Here is a 16,540-nt window from a genome sequence, read left to right as displayed (position 1 = left end):
TAACTTTGTGAACTCATCGTTTTGTCGTTGGGTATTGTTTTGTTTTTTACACTGCTTTGCATTTGTCCAAAACAATGCCACCGCGTCTGAAAACTCGTCTATTTTTTACCCTTTGCCACTGCAGCATCAAGGGCAATTCATTGTGGCCAAGCAAATGTTTTCTGGCCCGGCTGGTGGGCTTTGGATTCATGATGTTTATGGTCAGCTGCGATTTTTTGATGGCCGACATATTTTACCTCGCTCTGGCGGTATCGTTGATTTCCCAGTGGACGATGTCGCTTATATCAATAATTATTTTTGGTATGTTCAAGAGAATCAAGTTTATCGATTTAGCCCCTCAGAAGAGCCCGAACTCATGCTTAGTCTGGGTCTTAACCGGACAATAGAGAAGATAGGGACAAGTGGACGCTTTCTTTGGATAGCAGGAAGCGAATTCTTTTATACTTACGATACTCATTCTGGTCAATTTACCGAGTACCCGCTCACATTTGTTTTCAACCGCACAGCGCGTAGTGAAGTCAGCATCAATCAAGCGATATTTATTCAAAATAAGTGGGTCTTAGCGACGACCTCCGGAACATACCTCAGTGATGGTGATACTTTTAGTCACATCAAAGCATCAGGTAGAGCTCATGTTGAAACTATCTACTTTTCTCCTAAGCGTCGCCAATTGGTAATTGGAACCCTTCAAGGGGCACGCATTGTTAATATTGATGACCACCAACAAAGTGCTCCGTTCATCCTGCCTTCCGCTAAAGTAATTACCATAGAAGAGACAGATGCAGCGTATTGGATTGGAACTGAAAATGGGATTGTGGCTTTTCGTTTTTTAGATGAAGAAGTCACCCAAATAAACGCAAACTTTCAAGATGATTATTCGTTACCTGGCGGCTATATATATGACCTATTAAACGATGGCCAGGGTGGGATTTGGGTCGCGACCAATAAAGGCATCAGCTATTTTTCTTTATTTAGTCGTCTTTTTGAACGTATCAAATCGAACCAACTAAAAAGCACATCGGGGCTAGGTCATATTAATCGAGTATTTAGCGACCGAGAAGGATTGTATTGGATAGCAACAGACCGAGGGTTATACAAATTTCAGCCAAAAGTATCGGAAGAGCCTGAGCGTGTTGTTACCGCTGCAATCAATGACATGGTTCGACAGGGGGAAAAACTGTGGCTAGCGATGGATGATGGTCTTTATCAGTATTTCCCCAATTCTAACGCTATTAAAAAGAACCGTTTTCCCAGTCAGTTACAAAACCGCAAGATCAATCATCTTGTTTTTGATGATGCTGGTGTACTGTGGGTGACGACAGATTCAGGATTATTGCGCTACTTTCCTGAACAGTCAATTGTTGAGAACCTAGGTTACGAATGGGTAACGAGTGAACTTGGGCCAAGTAGTATTACCCATCTTTACAGTGGTCATAGTGGCTCTATATGGATAGGCACGGGTCATGGTTCCTATCTTTACCAAAACGGCAAGATCACTCTTCAGAAAACCAGTCAGTTGTTTGGACAAACAATCGATATGTTGGAGACAGAAGGTCGCTATATCTGGAATATCTCTAGCCACGGGCTGTCACGTTTAAGTCTCGACACTGCAACCTTGACGGATATCGCTTTATACGAAACAGACATAAAACCTTTATGTGTGCTTTCAACGGATAAGGGGCTCTGGCTTACGACGTCGAAAGGGCTAAGTTTTTATTCTTATGAAGGAGAACTTCAACGTCATTTTGGCGCCCCATTTGGTCTAGTCAATAATGAGTTCTTGCCTGATGCGTGTTCGGTTGATGAATCGAAAGAAAATTTTATTTTTGGCTCCAAGCATGGGGTTATTTATGCTTCAGAAACGGCATTACTTGCAGCCCACTTGCCTGAAAGTCAGGTGCGGGTGGGTCAGGTTTTACTTGATACAATACCGGTTGCCTATGCGCCTGATGCTAAAAAGCACTATGTATTCCCGCACGGTAAAACATTGTCTTTTGTCATAGGAGTCTTGCCCGATTTTGATATTTGGAGTTTGGAATATCGGTTGTTGGGTTCAAGTAATAATACGTGGACTAAATTTCAAGGCTCGCAATTGACGATTGATTACCTTTTGCCCGGAGAGTACGAGCTAGAAATCAGAACAGATAGCGCAGTGAGTTTACAAGATAACCCATCAACATTTAAGTTTACGGTATCAACGCCGTGGTTTATGTCTGGTTGGTTTGTTTTACTGAGTGGTCTTTTTGTACTTTTTGCTATTGCACTGTTTTTTTATTGGCGGTCTCGTCAAGTCTGGGTAATAAACAGAAAGTTGAAAGACAAAGTCGAGTTGCGAACAAGCCAATTAAAGCATCAGAGTGATGCCTTGTTATATAGTAATGTGCAGCTTAAAAAGCAATTGGCGACACGACAAAGTTTTATAGATGTACTTGCTCTAGAAGCATTTAATAAGCTCTCTCAGGTTACTCGTATTACCCCTCATTCGAAGGAAAAAAAGAACCTGAATCAGGCCTCACAAAAGCTTCAGCAAATTATGCAATTGACACCGCAAAAGGGCAAGAGTCAGTCTGTGTTTGAACTTAACGCGGTTTGCGATGCTGTGTTGTTAGCGATGAAAGAAGATATTGGATTGCATGGCATTGAGTTGTGTTTTGTCACGACCTCCGACGCCAAGGGGCTGGAAGTCAGTGGTTTCAATTTAGATCTTGTACTACATGGGATTTTGTATAATGCACTACGTCGCTGTAAAAAGGGCGATAAGGTTCGGTTATGTATAGCCACTGGAACAGAAGGTGCAGGGTTTGTGATTACCGATAATGGACGATATTTTTCTAAGCAAGAGGTCACGACATTTAGTGCTATCGATAAATTGGAATTGGGCACTCAGCCTTATGCTCTCAATGACGTCAGTTTAGCTGCGATCAGGCAGTTTGTTGCGCTTGGGAATGGTGAGTGCAAGATATTTCAAAATGCTCAACAAGAAAATGAAGTCGAAGTTTTATGGCCGCTCTATGACGCTAGAACAATCTTTGCTGAGCCATTACAGCCTCAAGCTGGGTCTGATTTAGACGAGAGACGTCACAAGCCAGACGATGAATTCGGGGCTTTTTCTGTGACAAAGGACAGTCCATGGTTAATCAAGGTTCAAAACCTTGTTGAAGTTAACTATCACGATGCAGAGTTCGGCACTGCACAAATGGCGAAATTATTATTCACATCTGAGCGTAGCTTACAAAGGAAATTTAAAGGATGCACAGGAAAGACCTTTAAAGAGTATTTGAATGAAATACGCTTAGAGCACGCATGCCAACTCCTCATTGCGGGTCATAAAGTTGCGGATGTCGCGTTTGACTCTGGATTTAACGATCCCTCCTATTTCAGTCAGCGTTTTAGGCATCACTATGGTATTTCGCCTAGCAAATTTATTGAATCTAGCAATTTATAGCGGTCGAAATCGATAGTCCTCTAAACCTATAGTGCTCTAAATCTATAGCCCTCGAAATTAACAGCCCTTTGAAGCAAGTAGAAGCTCTTAGACTTGAATAAATTTAGGTTAGGGCTTCTTATATCATTATTCCCGTTTGCTACTTTCAGCCGTTTTATTCACTACGTCATATCGCATAACAAAACCCAACGCCTCACTGGTCATTTTGACTGTGTCAGAAGCTCGTGTGCATGCCGGTAGGTTATCAGTCTTAATATTGCTGGGGGTTTTGGTGATCAATGACAGAAGGTAATGTGGTTAGAATGAAAATGATCTGAGAGTTGCAACGCGAATAAAGTAGCATGAATTAAGGTTTACGAAGGGGATATAAAAGAAGAAAAAAAAGTCGTGGTATAGCCGGGGGGACCATACCACGGGTGCCAAGGGCACCTTCGCTTGCTGCCGGAGTGATATAGCGAGCTATATCACCTCTGGAATTCTTGTGTGAGAAGGGAATCCCTCTCGATGTGAATAACTATACTATTGATGACTTAATTTCTTTATTGAATTAACGACATCAACTATAAGAAATCCGACAAATTCACTTTTATTGTTTTAAATTGTTGTTTTTAATGATTTGTTTGTATTTTCCAAAGTTTTAATATTTCAGTCGTAAATTGAGTAAGGGTGAAGATGGTTAAGAGTTTGACATAATTTAACGTTTTTAACGGTGGAGTCTAAAGCGAGAAAAACACAATTTAACGTTTTTGACGTACTTGCGAATGCAAAGATTCTGTCAAAATTGACCAGGAGCAATACTTTGTAACAAGTTTAAGTGTAAAGTTGCTTGTAAATAATAATTCTTATCATTACGAATACGATTTTGGAAGCAATATGACATTGTCTGAATTAAAAGATGGAGAGAAGGCGCTGGTGTCTAACTTCTCTACGCTGACTTTAGAAACAAGAAAAAAGCTAATGGTGATGGGGGTTCTGCCAAATACTGAACTTACCGTAGTGCGCAGAGCACCGATGGGAGACCCATTACAAGTCATGGTACGCGGTGTCTCTATCGCAATCCGAAACCACGTAGCTAGCAAAATCGAAGTCAAGTAGAGGCATTATGAACTACCAACTTTTAACTATTGGTAATCCGAATAGTGGTAAAACAACTTTTTTCAATAGCCTCACTGGCGCTAAACAACAGGTGGGCAACTGGGCTGGTGTTACTGTAGAAAAAAAGACGGGCCATTTTGAACACGCTGGCGACCGTTTTGAATTGACCGATCTACCGGGTATCTATTCTCTAGATAGCGGTAATGATGCTAACAGTATTGATGAATCCATCGCATCACGAGCTGCACTTTCTTACCCTGCTGATCTGATCGTTAACGTCGTTGACTCAACCAGTTTAGAGCGAAGCCTTTATACGACGCTACAATTACGCGAATTAGGTCGACCAATGATTTTGGTGCTTAATAAGATGGATGCACTAAAACAAGATCGCCAAGTGATTGATATCAAAACACTTGAAAAAGTCGTGGGTTGCCCTGTTTTCTCATTGTCAGCAAATGATGCGAATGAGATGAGCGAATTTAAAAAGAAACTGCATAAATTGTTAGTTCAAGGGGTGGCTACTCAACCATTTGAACTGGAATACAATCGCGAGTTTGAAGCTGCAATATCTGATATCGGGAATTACTGGCAAGAGGATACGATCAGTCAGCGAGCGATGGCGATTCGGGCGTTGGAATCAGATGCACTGGTCATTAATGGCCTTAGTGCTGAGCATCGAAATGCGTTAAACGTTAAAAAGGCAAATCTTGATGTCGACGTTGATTTACACGTCGCTGATGTAAAATTTACTTTTTTGCATGAATTGTGCAAAAAAGTAAGGCGTAGTGAAGGTAAGTCGAGCGCAAGCTTTACCGAAAAAGCAGACAACTTTGTTTTAAACAAGTGGGTTGGTATTCCTTTCTTCTTTTTCGTTATGTACTTAATGTTTATGTTCTCTATCAATATTGGTAGTGCATTCATCGATTTCTTCGATATAGGTGTTGGGGCACTGTTGGTTGATGGTGGTCATTATCTGTTAGATGATCACCTGCCTGTATGGCTTGTGACATTAATTGCTGATGGTGTTGGCGGTGGTATTCAAACCGTTGCGACGTTTATCCCTGTTATCGCTTGTTTATATCTATTCCTGACATTACTTGAAAGCTCTGGTTACATGGCGAGAGCCGCGTTTGTACTTGATAAAGTGATGCAGAAAATTGGCTTGCCTGGCAAAGCTTTTGTTCCCCTAGTCTTAGGTTTTGGCTGTAACGTGCCTTCGATTATGGCAACTCGAACTCTAGATCAAGAACGCGAGCGTAAATTAGCCGCTTCCATGGCACCATTTATGTCATGTGGTGCTCGTTTACCGGTATACGCTTTGTTTGCTGCTGCATTTTTTCCGGGCTCCGGTCAAAATGTTGTGTTTGCACTTTATCTATTAGGTATCGTCGCGGCAGTTGGCACCGGTTTAATGCTGAAGCGTACTTTGTACCCTGGAAGCAGTGAAAGCCTGATCATGGAAATGCCAAACTACGAAGTACCGACCATGCAGAATGTCATGATCAAAACGTGGCAAAAACTGAAGCGATTTGTTTTAGGTGCGGGTAAAACCATCGTTATTGTTGTGACTATTTTAAGCTTCTTTAATTCACTAGGTACCGACGGGACGTTTGGTAATGAAGACAGCGAGAAGTCAGTACTATCTCGTGCGGCACAAGTTGTGACACCGATTTTTGAACCTATTGGTGTGGCTGAAAGTAACTGGCCAGCAACCGTCGGTATCATTACTGGTATCTTTGCAAAAGAAGCAGTAGTAGGGACGCTAAATAGCCTGTATACCTCAGCAGAAGCCGATGATGCGGAGTACGACTTAAAAGCGAGTATGGAAGAAGCGGTAATGAGCATACCGGAAAATCTATTAGGTCTGTCGTTTAGTGACCCATTAGGCATCGAAGTTGGCGATTTAACTGATGCATCAAGTGTTGCTGATGAGCAAGAGGTGGATGTTTCGATATTTGGTAACTTAAAAAGTCAGTTTGTATCAGGTAACGCTGCTTTCGCATACTTAATTTTTATATTGCTCTACACGCCATGTGTTGCTGCGATGGGCGCCTATGTACGTGAGTTTGGGCAAAAGTTTGCGGCGTTTATTGGTAGCTGGACGATGCTGCTCGCGTATGGTGCTGCGGCCTTGTATTACCAAGTGACGCACTTTTCAGCTAACCCTGCTTCAAGCAGTGTTTGGATTGTAGCGGTTGTCGCTATGTTTGTGCTGACTTACATAGTATTGAAAAAAGAAGGCCAGAAAACCTTGAATCAAGAGGCACTGCTGCAATGATATTAACTAAGTTAGGGCACTACCTTAAAGAACACGCTACGGTGACTCGTCGTGATCTGTGTAAAAAATTTGCGATAAGCGATGATGGCGTTGATGCGATGTTAGAGGTCTGGATAAAAAAAGGTCGTGTGTCTCGCTTGGTTGATGCAAAGCGAAATGAAGTCAGTTATCACTGGGTCCAGAGTAACGAAATACAATTGAATGTGATTGCTTAAGCTAAGTTCATGCTTAGAGGAAGTGCTCGCGGGTATTAACTATTAATGGCGCTGAATCCAGCGCCATTTTTTGTGTTTCAACTCTGTCAGTCAGACACTTTAGATTGAAAAATAGAACATGTCGAAAAAGCGGATCGCATGGTAGCAAGCATTGCTTGTTGATCATCCTGGCTTCTCCACTCCCCATTCGTGTTGCCCCAAACTGGGCCTGGCCATGCTATATCAGTTGTAAATCGAGCAATGTGGTGAATATGAAGTTGCGGCACCATGTTACCCAAAGCACCCAAATTGAGTTTGTCTGGTTGAAAGCACTGTTCAAGCATCTGGGAGACTATTTGAGATTCGATAAGAAACTGATGCTGATCCGCCATTGGCAGGTGATGTAACTCTTTAAGTTCTGCTTTTTTAGGCACCAAAATAACCCAAGGTACAGCGTTATCTTTGATTAAAAGCGCTAAACAAAGTGGGAATTCGCCGATGACATCGGTGTCTTTTTGCAGTTGAGGGTGAAGTGTAAATTCCATAATGGGCAACAGTTTGTTTTAAATTAGCTTTGTTATACCATAACCGCCAACGACTCAGAAAATTATGATGCCCATATGAGCGACAATATACAAAAACAGCTGTACGACCCGAAGTTTCAATGGAGCTTTCTACATCCTAAATATTGGCCAACGTGGCTCGGAATAGGCTTCGCAATTTTGCTTGCTTTTGTTCCCTTTCGGTTGCGTGATAGATTTGCTTCTTGGATTTCGGGCTATTTTTCTAAACGAAATTCAGGGGCTCTAAGGCGAGCGCGGAAAAACATTGAATTGTGTTATCCAGAAAAAACCCCAGAAGAGCGACAAGAACTGCTAGCCAAAACATACGAGACAGCGGCGCAGTTTTTCTTAGGTTACGCTGAACTGACGGTGAGAAGTAAGAAGTACAATCAAAATAGAGGTGAAGTGTTTGGTAGAGAGCACTTGTTCCCGTTGTTAGAGCAAGGCGAAAAAGTGATCGCGTTGGTTCCGCATTGTTGGGCGATTGACTATACCGGTATGTACTTTTCATCCTACGGCCATGATGTGGTTATTATGATCCGACCTCAGAAAAACCCGATTGGTGATTGGCTGATGAACGTACAGCGGATGCGTTATGGCGGAAGGATAGTGCCAAGAGATTCAGGAATAAAACCGTACTTAAGATCGATCAAAGATGGGTACATGGCTTACTATTTACCAGATGAAGATCATGGTGCGCAAAACTCGGTATTTGTTCCATTTTTTGGTACTGAAAAAGCGACGTTAAAAGGCTTTGGAAAGCTAGCCAAGCTGAGCCGAGCAAAAGTGGTACCGATGATCCCTGCATATAACGCAGAAAAAGGGAAATTCGAACTATTCATTCTTCCTGCCCTAGAAAACTTTCCAACAGGCGATGAAGAGCAAGATGCGAGAATGATGAATCAGGCTCTTGAAGAATTACTTAAAGATAGACCCGAGCAATATATGTGGATCTTGAACTTGCTTCGAACAAGGCCAGATGGAACGGAGCTGTATTAAGTTTACAGAATATTCATTTAGCAATAAAAAACGCCTCGCATATGCGAGGCGTTTTGCTATCTAGTTACCTATATCTACATAAGTAAATTACATGCGCTCTAGCGTATCAATACCCAGTAGCGACAAACCTTGCTTGATGGTTTTTGCAGTTAGAGCGGCAAGTTTCAAGCGGCTTTGTTTAACAGCTTCGTCTTCTGCAATCAGAATTGGGCATGCTTCGTAGAAGCTAGAGAATTGACCCGCAAGTTCGAACAGGTAGCTACACATGATATGTGGCTGACCTTCACGAGCAACGGCTTGTACCGCTTCTTCAAACTGAAGTAGTTTTGCAATTAGCGCCTTTTCTTTGTCGTCAGTGATCTTGATTTCGCCAGTAACGTCATCCATAGAAACGCCAGCTTTAGCAAAGATAGAAGAAACACGAGTATAAGCGTACTGCATGTAAGGGGCAGTGTTACCCTCAAATGCTAGCATATTGTCCCAATCAAACACGTAATCTGTTGTACGGTGCTTAGAAAGGTCTGCGTACTTAACTGCAGCCATCGCAACAGTATTCGCAATGTTCGCTTTTTCGTCTGCCGCTAGATCTGGATTTTTAGATTCAATCAGCTTACCAGCACGCTCTTCTGCTTCATCTAGAAGATCAGCAAGGCGAACCGTACCACCAGCACGGGTCTTAAATGGTTTGCCGTCTTTACCTAGCATCATACCGAATGCATGGTGCTCAAGTGACACAGACTCAGGGATGTAACCCGCTTTACGAACAATAGTCCATGCTTGCATAAGGTGTTGATGCTGGCGTGAGTCAATGAAGTAAAGAACACGGTCGGCACCTAGTGTTTCGTAACGGTATTTTGCACAAGCAATATCCGTTGTTGTGTATAGGAAGCCGCCATCACGTTTTTGTACGATAACGCCCATTGGGTCGCCATCTTTGTTTTTGTACTCGTCTAGGTAGACAACTTGAGCGCCGTCACTTTCTACCGCTAGCTCTTTTGCTTGAAGATCGGCAACAATGCCTTTTAGCATGCTGTTGTACATGCTTTCGCCCATTACGTTTTCACGAGTTAGCGAAACACTTAAACGATCGTAGTTACGTTGGTTTTGAACCATAGTAACATCAACCAGTTTTTTCCACATTTGAGCGCAGAACTCATCGCCGCTTTGTAGCTTAACTACGTAACCACGTGCTTTTACTGCAAACTCTTCGTCTTCATCGTAAAGCTTTTTAGATTCACGGTAGAAGCCTTCAAGGTCCGAAAGCTCCATAGAAACTTCGCCCGTCTCAGCTTGTACTCGCTCAAGGTTTGCGATAAGCATGCCAAATTGAGTACCCCAGTCACCAATGTGGTTAGCGCGGATAACGTTGTGGCCTAAAAACTCAAGCGTACGTACAACCGCGTCGCCGATGATGGTTGAACGTAGGTGACCAACGTGCATTTCTTTAGCTACGTTTGGTGCTGAATAATCGGCAACGATGGTTTGGGATTCTTCAGCGCTAACGCCTAGACGTGAATCCGCGAGAGCGGCGTCGGCTTGCTCTGCTAGAAAAGCTTCGTCAAGGAAGATATTAAGGAAACCAGGACCTGCGATTTCAACTTTAGAAGCGATACCGTCTAGGTTTAGAACGTCCAATACTTTTTGAGCAAATTCTCGTGGGTTAGTGCCTAGTCGTTTTGCAACGCCCATCACACCGTTTGCTTGGTAGTCACCAAATTGTGGCTTTGCAGATTGTCGTACAGCAGCAGGGCTGCCTGCAGGTGCGCCAGCGGCTTCGAGAGCCTGAGATACTTTGTCATTAATAAGTGCTTGGATATTCACACGCGTTTCCTTCAATTCCGAGAATAGGGCTGCTATTCATTCACTCAGCTGCGGACTGAGTGTAGGATGTCTGTTTGAGTTCACAAAAATGACGGTAATCATACCAATTTAATTGTGATTCTAGTAGTCAATGGAATGTGTTTTTTGACGATTTAATGAGGAAATGGATCGAGTTGGCCAATTTTGTTCACTTGAGCGAGAAATTTAGCAATACCAAGTCTTAATGCTGCGGGCAATTCTGCTACCATGCAGGAAAATAACAAACTGGAAACGAATGATGCTTAATTCACTGGAACGTGCCGAGCTCGCACCCAAACAAATGATCGAACGCCTACCTACTTTTATGGCTAAAGTCACTCAATTATTGGATCGCTTAGACGTCGATTTAACAAGCGTTCAGGCGGATCACCTCGCCATGCGAATTAATGAACAGGAACTGGCTGAAAACGCTCACAAAGTTTGGCAGGAGCACGGTAGGGTCATTTCTGATGCTCAGATCAATGGCCGCTCTATCATCGTATTAGAGTTTAACGAACCGTTAATTGCGTCAACATGGGCAGTTGAGTGTCTGGAATTACCTTACCCAGCGCCGGGTAAAATTTATCCTCATCAAGATTGGGAGCACATCGAATTTGTTATTCCATCTAACGCGGAGACTGCAGAAGCGTATTTTGCCGATATTAAGCAGAAGTTTCCTACACTCAGTCAGGCGCTTGAGCGTCATCCTGAAATTGACGTTAAGCTATCAAGCCCTAAAGGTGACGGGGAGCGTTTGAATAACCCAACGGTGGCCTTTAAACATCAAGGGATCTGCATCAAACTCCACCCACACCCGTTAAAGGCGATAGTAGAGTCGGAACAAGGTTAAAGCATGAGTAGAGCGATTACAGAATGCGCTATGCTTACTAGAGACTAGAGACTAGAGACTATAAGAGCAAAAAAGAATGATTTGCTCTTATAGTAGCGAAGCGGCCTCGTTTCTAGGTGGGAACTTGCGACCGTTCTGTATTCGCTTTCTAAAGAATCACGGTTTTGTTGCCATATACAAATACGTGGTCATTGACGACTTTGTTTAGTGCTTTGCTCAAAACGTTCTTTTCAACATCACGTCCGGCTTGCGCCATGTCTGCTGCGCTGAAGTTGTGATCCACAGGAATCACGTCTTGCTTGATGATTGGGCCTTCGTCTAAATCATTGGTGACAAAGTGAGCCGTTGCGCCAATGATTTTTACGCCGCGGTCATAGGCTTGTTGATAGGGCTTCGCCCCGATGAATGCGGGTAAGAAACTGTGATGAATATTGATGATTTTGTGGTGATACTTTTCAACAAAACCGGGCGTTAGTACTCGCATGTATTTCGCCAAGACTAAGTAGTCAGCGTCATAACTGTCGATCACTTTTAGCATCGCAGCTTCGTGCTCTTCACGGCTTAGGTCGACGTGTGAAACGTGGTGGTATGGGATATCAAAGCGTTCAGTTAGGCTCTGAAGAATGTCATAGTTACCCACAACGGCCGCAATTTCAACATTGAGGCTGCCATCAAAATTCTTCATGAGAATATCACCTAAGCAGTGTGATTCTTTTGTCACTAATACAACCACACGCTTGCACTCAGAGCCGACTAAGCGACGTTTTGTCCCTGCAGGAAGAGCTTGATCTAAATCGAGCAAAAATGTCTCGTCGTTGAAGTAGCCTTCCAATTCCGTACGCATAAAGAAATGACCGCTGCCATTATCGACATATTCATTGTTATGAATAATATTCAGTTGATGTTTGTAACAAATGTTGGTGATTTTAGCGATAAGACCCGGGGCGTCGGTGCAATGCGTAAGTAATGTTTTCTTTTCCATGTATTGGTACTTCCTTGTAATTTTTTGAACTTAAAGTTCTTTAATTTTTTTGTGGCGTAAATATAAATCTTTGAGACGCAGATGGGTTTTATAAAAAGGGAAACAAGCGTTAGAGCGCAATCTATAAGCTATAATTAATCTATTATGGCTCTAGTTTCAACAAAATCAGCACTTGTGATGGGGTTGTTGGCGTTTTCTCTACCGAATTGGTGAAAGGTGAAGCAATGGATAAAGAACTGCTGGCTAGAAGAATATACGCAGAACGTGTGAGTTCTTTGATGGGTGACTGCAATATCGATGATGAGCAATTAGCCGAATTATGGCAAAACAAAGCGACACCGGCTGAAGCTGCTAAAGCGTTAATGCATGAAGATGAAACTTTTGAGGGGCCTGCATGGTTGCAGCGCTATTTGCACAGAGACAGATAGTAATTTTGTCGTTATAGCGAGGGGCGGTATCGTTGGTCACTGAGAGACTGTCTCAATTTCTGTGTAATTGCCTAAACTAAGCCTTAAAGGCTAAGGATAGGCAATATGAACAAGAAAGAGCTTGAAGCTTTCGCCAAGGAAGCAGCAAAAGGAATTAAAACCCCTGAGGACTTAACTGAGTTCAGCCAAATGCTGAAAAAAATTACGGTTGAGGCCGCACTCAATGCGGAAATGGATGAGCATCTTGGCTATGAAAAACACCAACCCTCTAGATCGAATAATAGCCGCAATGGAAAGAGTAGCAAACGCGTAAAAACCGAAGATGGCGAGTTTGAACTCGATACACCTCGGGATCGCCTTGGCTCGTTTGACCCCAAGCTAGTCAAAAAACACCAATCACGATTTACCTCTATGGATGACAAAATCTTGTGGCTCTACGCCCAAGGAATGAGTACGCGCGACATCGTAAACGCTTTCGATGAGTGGTACGGTGCGGAGATATCACCCAGCCTCGTATCGCGCGTCACAAATGCGGTGATAGAAGAAATAGTGGAGTGGCAATCAAGGCCACTCGATGCCATTTATCCTATCGTTTATCTCGATTGTATTGTGGTCAAGATCCGTCAAGACAAGCGTATCATCAATAAGTCGATTTTCCTTGCTTTAGGTATTAACACCGATGGTCAGAAAGAGCTAATGGGCATGTGGATAGCCGAAAACGAGGGGGCTAAGTTTTGGCTGAGTGTTCTAACTGAACTCAATCAACGTGGTGTTGAAGATATCCTTATTGCGTGTGTAGATGGATTGAAGGGCTTTCCTGACGCTATCAATACTGTCTTCCCCCAAACGCATATTCAGCTTTGTATCGTCCATATGGTGCGGAACTCATTGAAGTATGTGTCTTGGAAAGACTATAAGGCGGTGACTGCCGACCTGAAACGAGTGTATCGCTCTACTACAGAAGATGAGGCTCTACTCGAACTGGAGCGCTTTGGCGAAGTCTGGGATGGGCAATATCCGCAAATATCTAAGTCCTGGCGCAATCACTGGCAGAACCTCAACACGCTCTTCAACTACCCAGAAGATATCCGTAGAGCCATCTACACAACCAATGCTATTGAGTCTCTCAATAGCGTGATCCGTAAAGCACTAAAAAAGCGGAAGATCTTCCCTAACGATGAGGCCGCAACCAAAATGGTGTACTTAGCAATCAAAGACGCCAGCAAGAAATGGACGATGCCCATTCAAAACTGGCGTCAGGCTATGAGTCGGTTTATTATCGAGTTCGAGGAACGTCTCGATAAACACGTTAACTAAATGGCAGTTACACAGAATCTGTTACAGCCTCCATGAATCAAACGTAAAAATATCTCGTAACCCGTAACCCGTAACCCCTACGCCTCCGCGGCCATCACTCGGCCGTTAAAGTAATCATTAGCCACGATGTACTCAGTGTTTCGAATTAACTCATCTTGTACTCGGGCCCATTTCCCATGTTCGCATCTAGATATTCTCTGATGTGACGGTACAACAGCGCCCACTCGGATATTAAATTGATCTAACTCTTTAGCCCAACTTTGCGTGAGACCTGCCAGCATGGCAGACATATTATTCATGCTGTCATCCATATTTTGAGTTTGGTTAGACGTTAGGTTAACAATGACGCCTTTCGTATTGTGTTGACGCATACGACGTGCCGTCACCTGACCATAACCGTACAACGATGACACCACTCCGGTTAGGCTCTCGGCGAAGTCTCGATTAGTGTGCGTTTCATCAATGAGGCTAGGTAAAGGTTGGCTTGGCCAATGGTTTATCAACACATCAATACCATCAGTGAAGTGATCATCTATATGATCAAATAATGCTTCAATACTTGAGGGGGTGTTATCTGGTAAATGATAGTAGTCGACATCGTTTACAATCTTTCGGCAGCGTTTGATAGTTTCAAGTAATAGAACACTATCGGTATCGGCGACGATCACCTTTGCTCCTAGCTTAAGAAAGTGCGTGGCTAAAGTACAGCCTAAAGCCGTTCCTGCAGAAGTAACCAGAATCACTGAGTTGCGTATATCCATTGCTTATCTCACTCTAAAATGAGTTTGGAAGTGTTTAGCTAACCCAATGTGTTCCTCATGAGCCGCGGACTATTTAGGTGTAACCTTCGAACATTTAGTATGGGATAAATGGAATAATCCGATGTGAAAAGCATCATAGTTTTAGAGCTTGCTTAAGGATAAGTCTGAAAGTTAGGAGTTCTTCACATTGCTGAGAGGGGCGGATTTAACTTGTCGCAATAATAAGAATTTAGGCGCTAATTTGCATTTGGTGGGATAATCGTGCTACAGACATTTGCTTGTAAATATCCTGAGGGATCGTTGCTTGGGATTTAGGTTCAGCTAATCGGCGGCGTTCGTGACCAGAAAGGTTGTGATACACCTCTTCTGGAAGATCATGGGTTTGTTCTGGAAGATACGCCAGAGCGTCGGGGTTCAAGCCATGAGACAAACGCGTACTTACGATGCTGCTCGCATGGAACAGTTCTGCTTGTTTTGCAGAGCGTGAATAAGTGTCTTGGTTGGAACGAAGAGCTTGTGGCGTTGCCAACTCAAACTGTTCGCGCAGAATGTCGTCTGACGTGACTTTCTGTTCAATTTCTTCAACGGGGGTATTGTCACGAACATCGTTTGAAAACATGGAAACTAATAGAGCAAAATCAGCACGACGACCTTGGTTAACAGCAGTATTAATGCCTGCGCCAACGTTCAGTTCGTTAATGATTGTTGCTTTGTCTAAAGTATGGATATTCATGATTTCCCTCGCCTGATACAAAGTTAACGGCAAGAAAAGGAAGAACTTTAGGGGAAAGAAGGAAAAACTTTGGCGGAAGGCGGAAGGCGGAAGGCGGAAGGCGAAAAGGCTGGAAGAGGTCTGACTTTTATTGCAGGAAGTGAAAAAACAAACCCACGCATAGGCGTGGGTTTGAAAAAGACTAAATCTAATACCCTATAGGGAGGGGATTATTTAGCTAGGTTCGCAGCTACGAATTCCCAGTTAACTAGAGCCCAGAAGCCATTCATGTAATCTGGACGAACGTTACGGTAATCGATGTAGTAAGCATGTTCCCAAAGATCCACAGTTAGAAGCGGTGTAACACCTTCGTCTGTTAGTGGAGTAGCAGCGTTAGACGTGTTAACAATCTCTAGAGAACCGTCAGCGTTCTTAACAAGCCAAGTCCATGAAGAACCGAAGTTGTTGATTGCTGAATCAGTGAATTTTGCTTTAAATTCTTCGAAAGAACCAAATGCAGCGTTGATAGCATCCGCAACAGCGCCAGTTGGTTCGCCGCCTGCTTTTGGAGCTAGGCAGTGCCAGTAGAACGTGTGGTTCCAAATTTGAGCTGCGTTATTGAATACACCGCCAGTAGAAGTTTTGATGATCTCTTCTAGTGTTTTGCCTTCAAACTCAGTACCAGGAATTAGACCATTTAGCTTAACAACGTAAGTGTTGTGGTGTTTGCCGTGGTGAAAGTCTAAAGTTTCAGCTGAGATGTGTGGTAGTAGTGCATCTTTTGCGTAAGGAAGTGCTGGTAGTTCGAATGCCATTGCGCGTATCTCCGTTTGGTGGAAAGTGCTGTCTTTCCGTTGCTTCCAATAATTATTTTTTTTCTGACTTTGCTTATTATTCACTGAGCGCTAAACCTGAGTTTTTAAGCTCTGTGATTTGTTACTGGGTAGTTTAGCAAGTTTTTACTTTATTAAAAGAAAAACCATAAAAAAAGGATTAATTAGCCATTGAGTCTTGTTAAGAAAGGCTTGGCCAATTGTGCTAACTAAGCATTCTAGCTAGAAAAACTTGTTCAAGGTG

The 16,540-nt window shown here is 43.1% G+C and carries 14 protein-coding genes; 8 read left to right on the top strand and 6 right to left on the bottom strand.

All coding sequences use genetic code 11. The features are described 5' to 3' along the window. Nucleotides 1-7 precede the first annotated feature (7 nt). From VTAP4600_RS05870 to VTAP4600_RS05855, 4 genes are all read left to right on the top strand, one after another. Entirely contained in the window at nucleotides 8-3,445 is a 3,438-nt protein-coding gene (locus tag VTAP4600_RS05870; RefSeq protein ID WP_102521939.1) for an AraC family transcriptional regulator, read from the top strand. 873 nt (nucleotides 3,446-4,318) lie between these two features. Further along, nucleotides 4,319-4,540: a FeoA family protein gene (locus VTAP4600_RS05865; RefSeq protein WP_102521938.1), complete on the top strand. Its 222-nt coding sequence runs from the start codon at nucleotides 4,319-4,321 to the stop codon at nucleotides 4,538-4,540. Nucleotides 4,541-4,547: 7 nt separating this feature from the next. After that, nucleotides 4,548-6,818 (top strand): Fe(2+) transporter permease subunit FeoB, encoded by a 2,271-nt coding sequence (gene feoB / locus VTAP4600_RS05860; RefSeq protein WP_102521937.1) that lies wholly within the window; start codon nucleotides 4,548-4,550, stop codon nucleotides 6,816-6,818. Next, nucleotides 6,815-7,033, top strand: a complete 219-nt coding sequence (locus tag VTAP4600_RS05855; RefSeq protein ID WP_102521936.1) for a FeoC-like transcriptional regulator — start codon at nucleotides 6,815-6,817, stop codon at nucleotides 7,031-7,033. Before feoB ends, VTAP4600_RS05855 begins: the two co-directional genes overlap by 4 nt. A gap of 86 nt (nucleotides 7,034-7,119) precedes the next feature. Here the strand turns inward: VTAP4600_RS05855 and VTAP4600_RS05850 are convergent, their stop codons facing one another. After that, the gene (locus VTAP4600_RS05850) at nucleotides 7,120-7,557 is read right to left on the bottom strand and encodes an HIT domain-containing protein (protein WP_102521935.1); all 438 of its coding nucleotides are present in this window, start codon (nucleotides 7,555-7,557) and stop codon (nucleotides 7,120-7,122) included. Nucleotides 7,558-7,632: 75 nt separating this feature from the next. Between VTAP4600_RS05850 and lpxM the strand changes: the two genes are divergently transcribed. Beyond that, complete coding sequence (gene lpxM / locus VTAP4600_RS05845) at nucleotides 7,633-8,574, top strand: lauroyl-Kdo(2)-lipid IV(A) myristoyltransferase (protein WP_102521934.1); 942 nt, start codon at nucleotides 7,633-7,635, stop codon at nucleotides 8,572-8,574. Nucleotides 8,575-8,661: 87 nt separating this feature from the next. Here lpxM and argS read toward each other — a convergent pair whose 3' ends face one another. Next, nucleotides 8,662-10,395: an arginine--tRNA ligase gene (argS, locus tag VTAP4600_RS05840; protein WP_102521933.1), complete on the bottom strand. Its 1,734-nt coding sequence runs from the start codon at nucleotides 10,393-10,395 to the stop codon at nucleotides 8,662-8,664. 277 nt (nucleotides 10,396-10,672) lie between these two features. On the opposite strand from argS, the gene VTAP4600_RS05835 reads away from it, so the two are divergent. Then, a complete protein-coding gene (locus VTAP4600_RS05835; protein ID WP_102521932.1) occupies nucleotides 10,673-11,263 on the top strand; it encodes a VOC family protein in 591 nt (196 codons plus the stop codon). Between the two features lie 148 nt (nucleotides 11,264-11,411). On the opposite strand, the gene purU is transcribed toward VTAP4600_RS05835, so the two are convergent. Next, nucleotides 11,412-12,245, bottom strand: a complete 834-nt coding sequence (gene purU / locus VTAP4600_RS05830) for a formyltetrahydrofolate deformylase (protein WP_102521931.1) — start codon at nucleotides 12,243-12,245, stop codon at nucleotides 11,412-11,414. Between the two features lie 224 nt (nucleotides 12,246-12,469). On the opposite strand from purU, the gene VTAP4600_RS05825 reads away from it, so the two are divergent. Further along, nucleotides 12,470-12,673, top strand: a complete 204-nt coding sequence (locus VTAP4600_RS05825) for a hypothetical protein (protein WP_102521930.1) — start codon at nucleotides 12,470-12,472, stop codon at nucleotides 12,671-12,673. 105 nt (nucleotides 12,674-12,778) lie between these two features. Beyond that, nucleotides 12,779-13,990 (top strand): IS256 family transposase, encoded by a 1,212-nt coding sequence (locus VTAP4600_RS05820; RefSeq protein ID WP_102521929.1) that lies wholly within the window; start codon nucleotides 12,779-12,781, stop codon nucleotides 13,988-13,990. A 77-nt stretch (nucleotides 13,991-14,067) separates the two neighbouring features. Here VTAP4600_RS05820 and VTAP4600_RS05815 read toward each other — a convergent pair whose 3' ends face one another. The 3 genes from VTAP4600_RS05815 to sodB all read right to left on the bottom strand — a co-directional run bounded on the left by VTAP4600_RS05815 (nucleotide 14,068) and on the right by sodB (nucleotide 16,278). Further along, nucleotides 14,068-14,751: an SDR family oxidoreductase gene (locus VTAP4600_RS05815; protein ID WP_102521928.1), complete on the bottom strand. Its 684-nt coding sequence runs from the start codon at nucleotides 14,749-14,751 to the stop codon at nucleotides 14,068-14,070. Nucleotides 14,752-14,980: 229 nt separating this feature from the next. Further along, nucleotides 14,981-15,484 (bottom strand): VC2046/SO_2500 family protein, encoded by a 504-nt coding sequence (locus tag VTAP4600_RS05810; protein WP_102521927.1) that lies wholly within the window; start codon nucleotides 15,482-15,484, stop codon nucleotides 14,981-14,983. A 209-nt stretch (nucleotides 15,485-15,693) separates the two neighbouring features. Further along, nucleotides 15,694-16,278 carry a superoxide dismutase [Fe] gene (gene sodB, locus VTAP4600_RS05805; RefSeq protein ID WP_102521926.1) on the bottom strand — a complete coding sequence of 195 codons (585 nt, stop codon included), beginning with the start codon at nucleotides 16,276-16,278 and terminating at the stop codon, nucleotides 15,694-15,696. Nucleotides 16,279-16,540: the final 262 nt, after the last annotated feature.

Origin of the sequence: Vibrio tapetis subsp. tapetis, assembly GCF_900233005.1 — a bacterium.
In the GTDB taxonomy this organism is placed as follows: Bacteria; Pseudomonadota; Gammaproteobacteria; order Enterobacterales; family Vibrionaceae; genus Vibrio; species Vibrio tapetis.
This window is presented reverse-complemented; position numbering and strand designations above follow the sequence as displayed.

Bases quoted from the DNA above. Each gene is read 5' to 3' on its own strand.
- feoB (WP_102521937.1), top strand. From the start codon at position 4,548: ATGAACTACCAACTTTTAACTATTGGTAATCCGAATAGTGGTAAAACA.
- VTAP4600_RS05835 (WP_102521932.1), top strand. From the start codon at position 10,673: ATGCTTAATTCACTGGAACGTGCCGAGCTCGCACCCAAACAAATGATC.
- VTAP4600_RS05815 (WP_102521928.1), bottom strand. From the start codon at position 14,751: ATGGATATACGCAACTCAGTGATTCTGGTTACTTCTGCAGGAACGGCT.
- VTAP4600_RS05855 (WP_102521936.1), top strand. From the start codon at position 6,815: ATGATATTAACTAAGTTAGGGCACTACCTTAAAGAACACGCTACGGTG.
- VTAP4600_RS05820 (WP_102521929.1), top strand. From the start codon at position 12,779: ATGAACAAGAAAGAGCTTGAAGCTTTCGCCAAGGAAGCAGCAAAAGGA.
- lpxM (WP_102521934.1), top strand. From the start codon at position 7,633: ATGAGCGACAATATACAAAAACAGCTGTACGACCCGAAGTTTCAATGG.
- VTAP4600_RS05825 (WP_102521930.1), top strand. From the start codon at position 12,470: ATGGATAAAGAACTGCTGGCTAGAAGAATATACGCAGAACGTGTGAGT.
- sodB (WP_102521926.1), bottom strand. From the start codon at position 16,278: ATGGCATTCGAACTACCAGCACTTCCTTACGCAAAAGATGCACTACTA.
- purU (WP_102521931.1), bottom strand. From the start codon at position 12,245: ATGGAAAAGAAAACATTACTTACGCATTGCACCGACGCCCCGGGTCTT.
- VTAP4600_RS05850 (WP_102521935.1), bottom strand. From the start codon at position 7,557: ATGGAATTTACACTTCACCCTCAACTGCAAAAAGACACCGATGTCATC.
- VTAP4600_RS05810 (WP_102521927.1), bottom strand. From the start codon at position 15,484: ATGAATATCCATACTTTAGACAAAGCAACAATCATTAACGAACTGAAC.
- VTAP4600_RS05865 (WP_102521938.1), top strand. From the start codon at position 4,319: ATGACATTGTCTGAATTAAAAGATGGAGAGAAGGCGCTGGTGTCTAAC.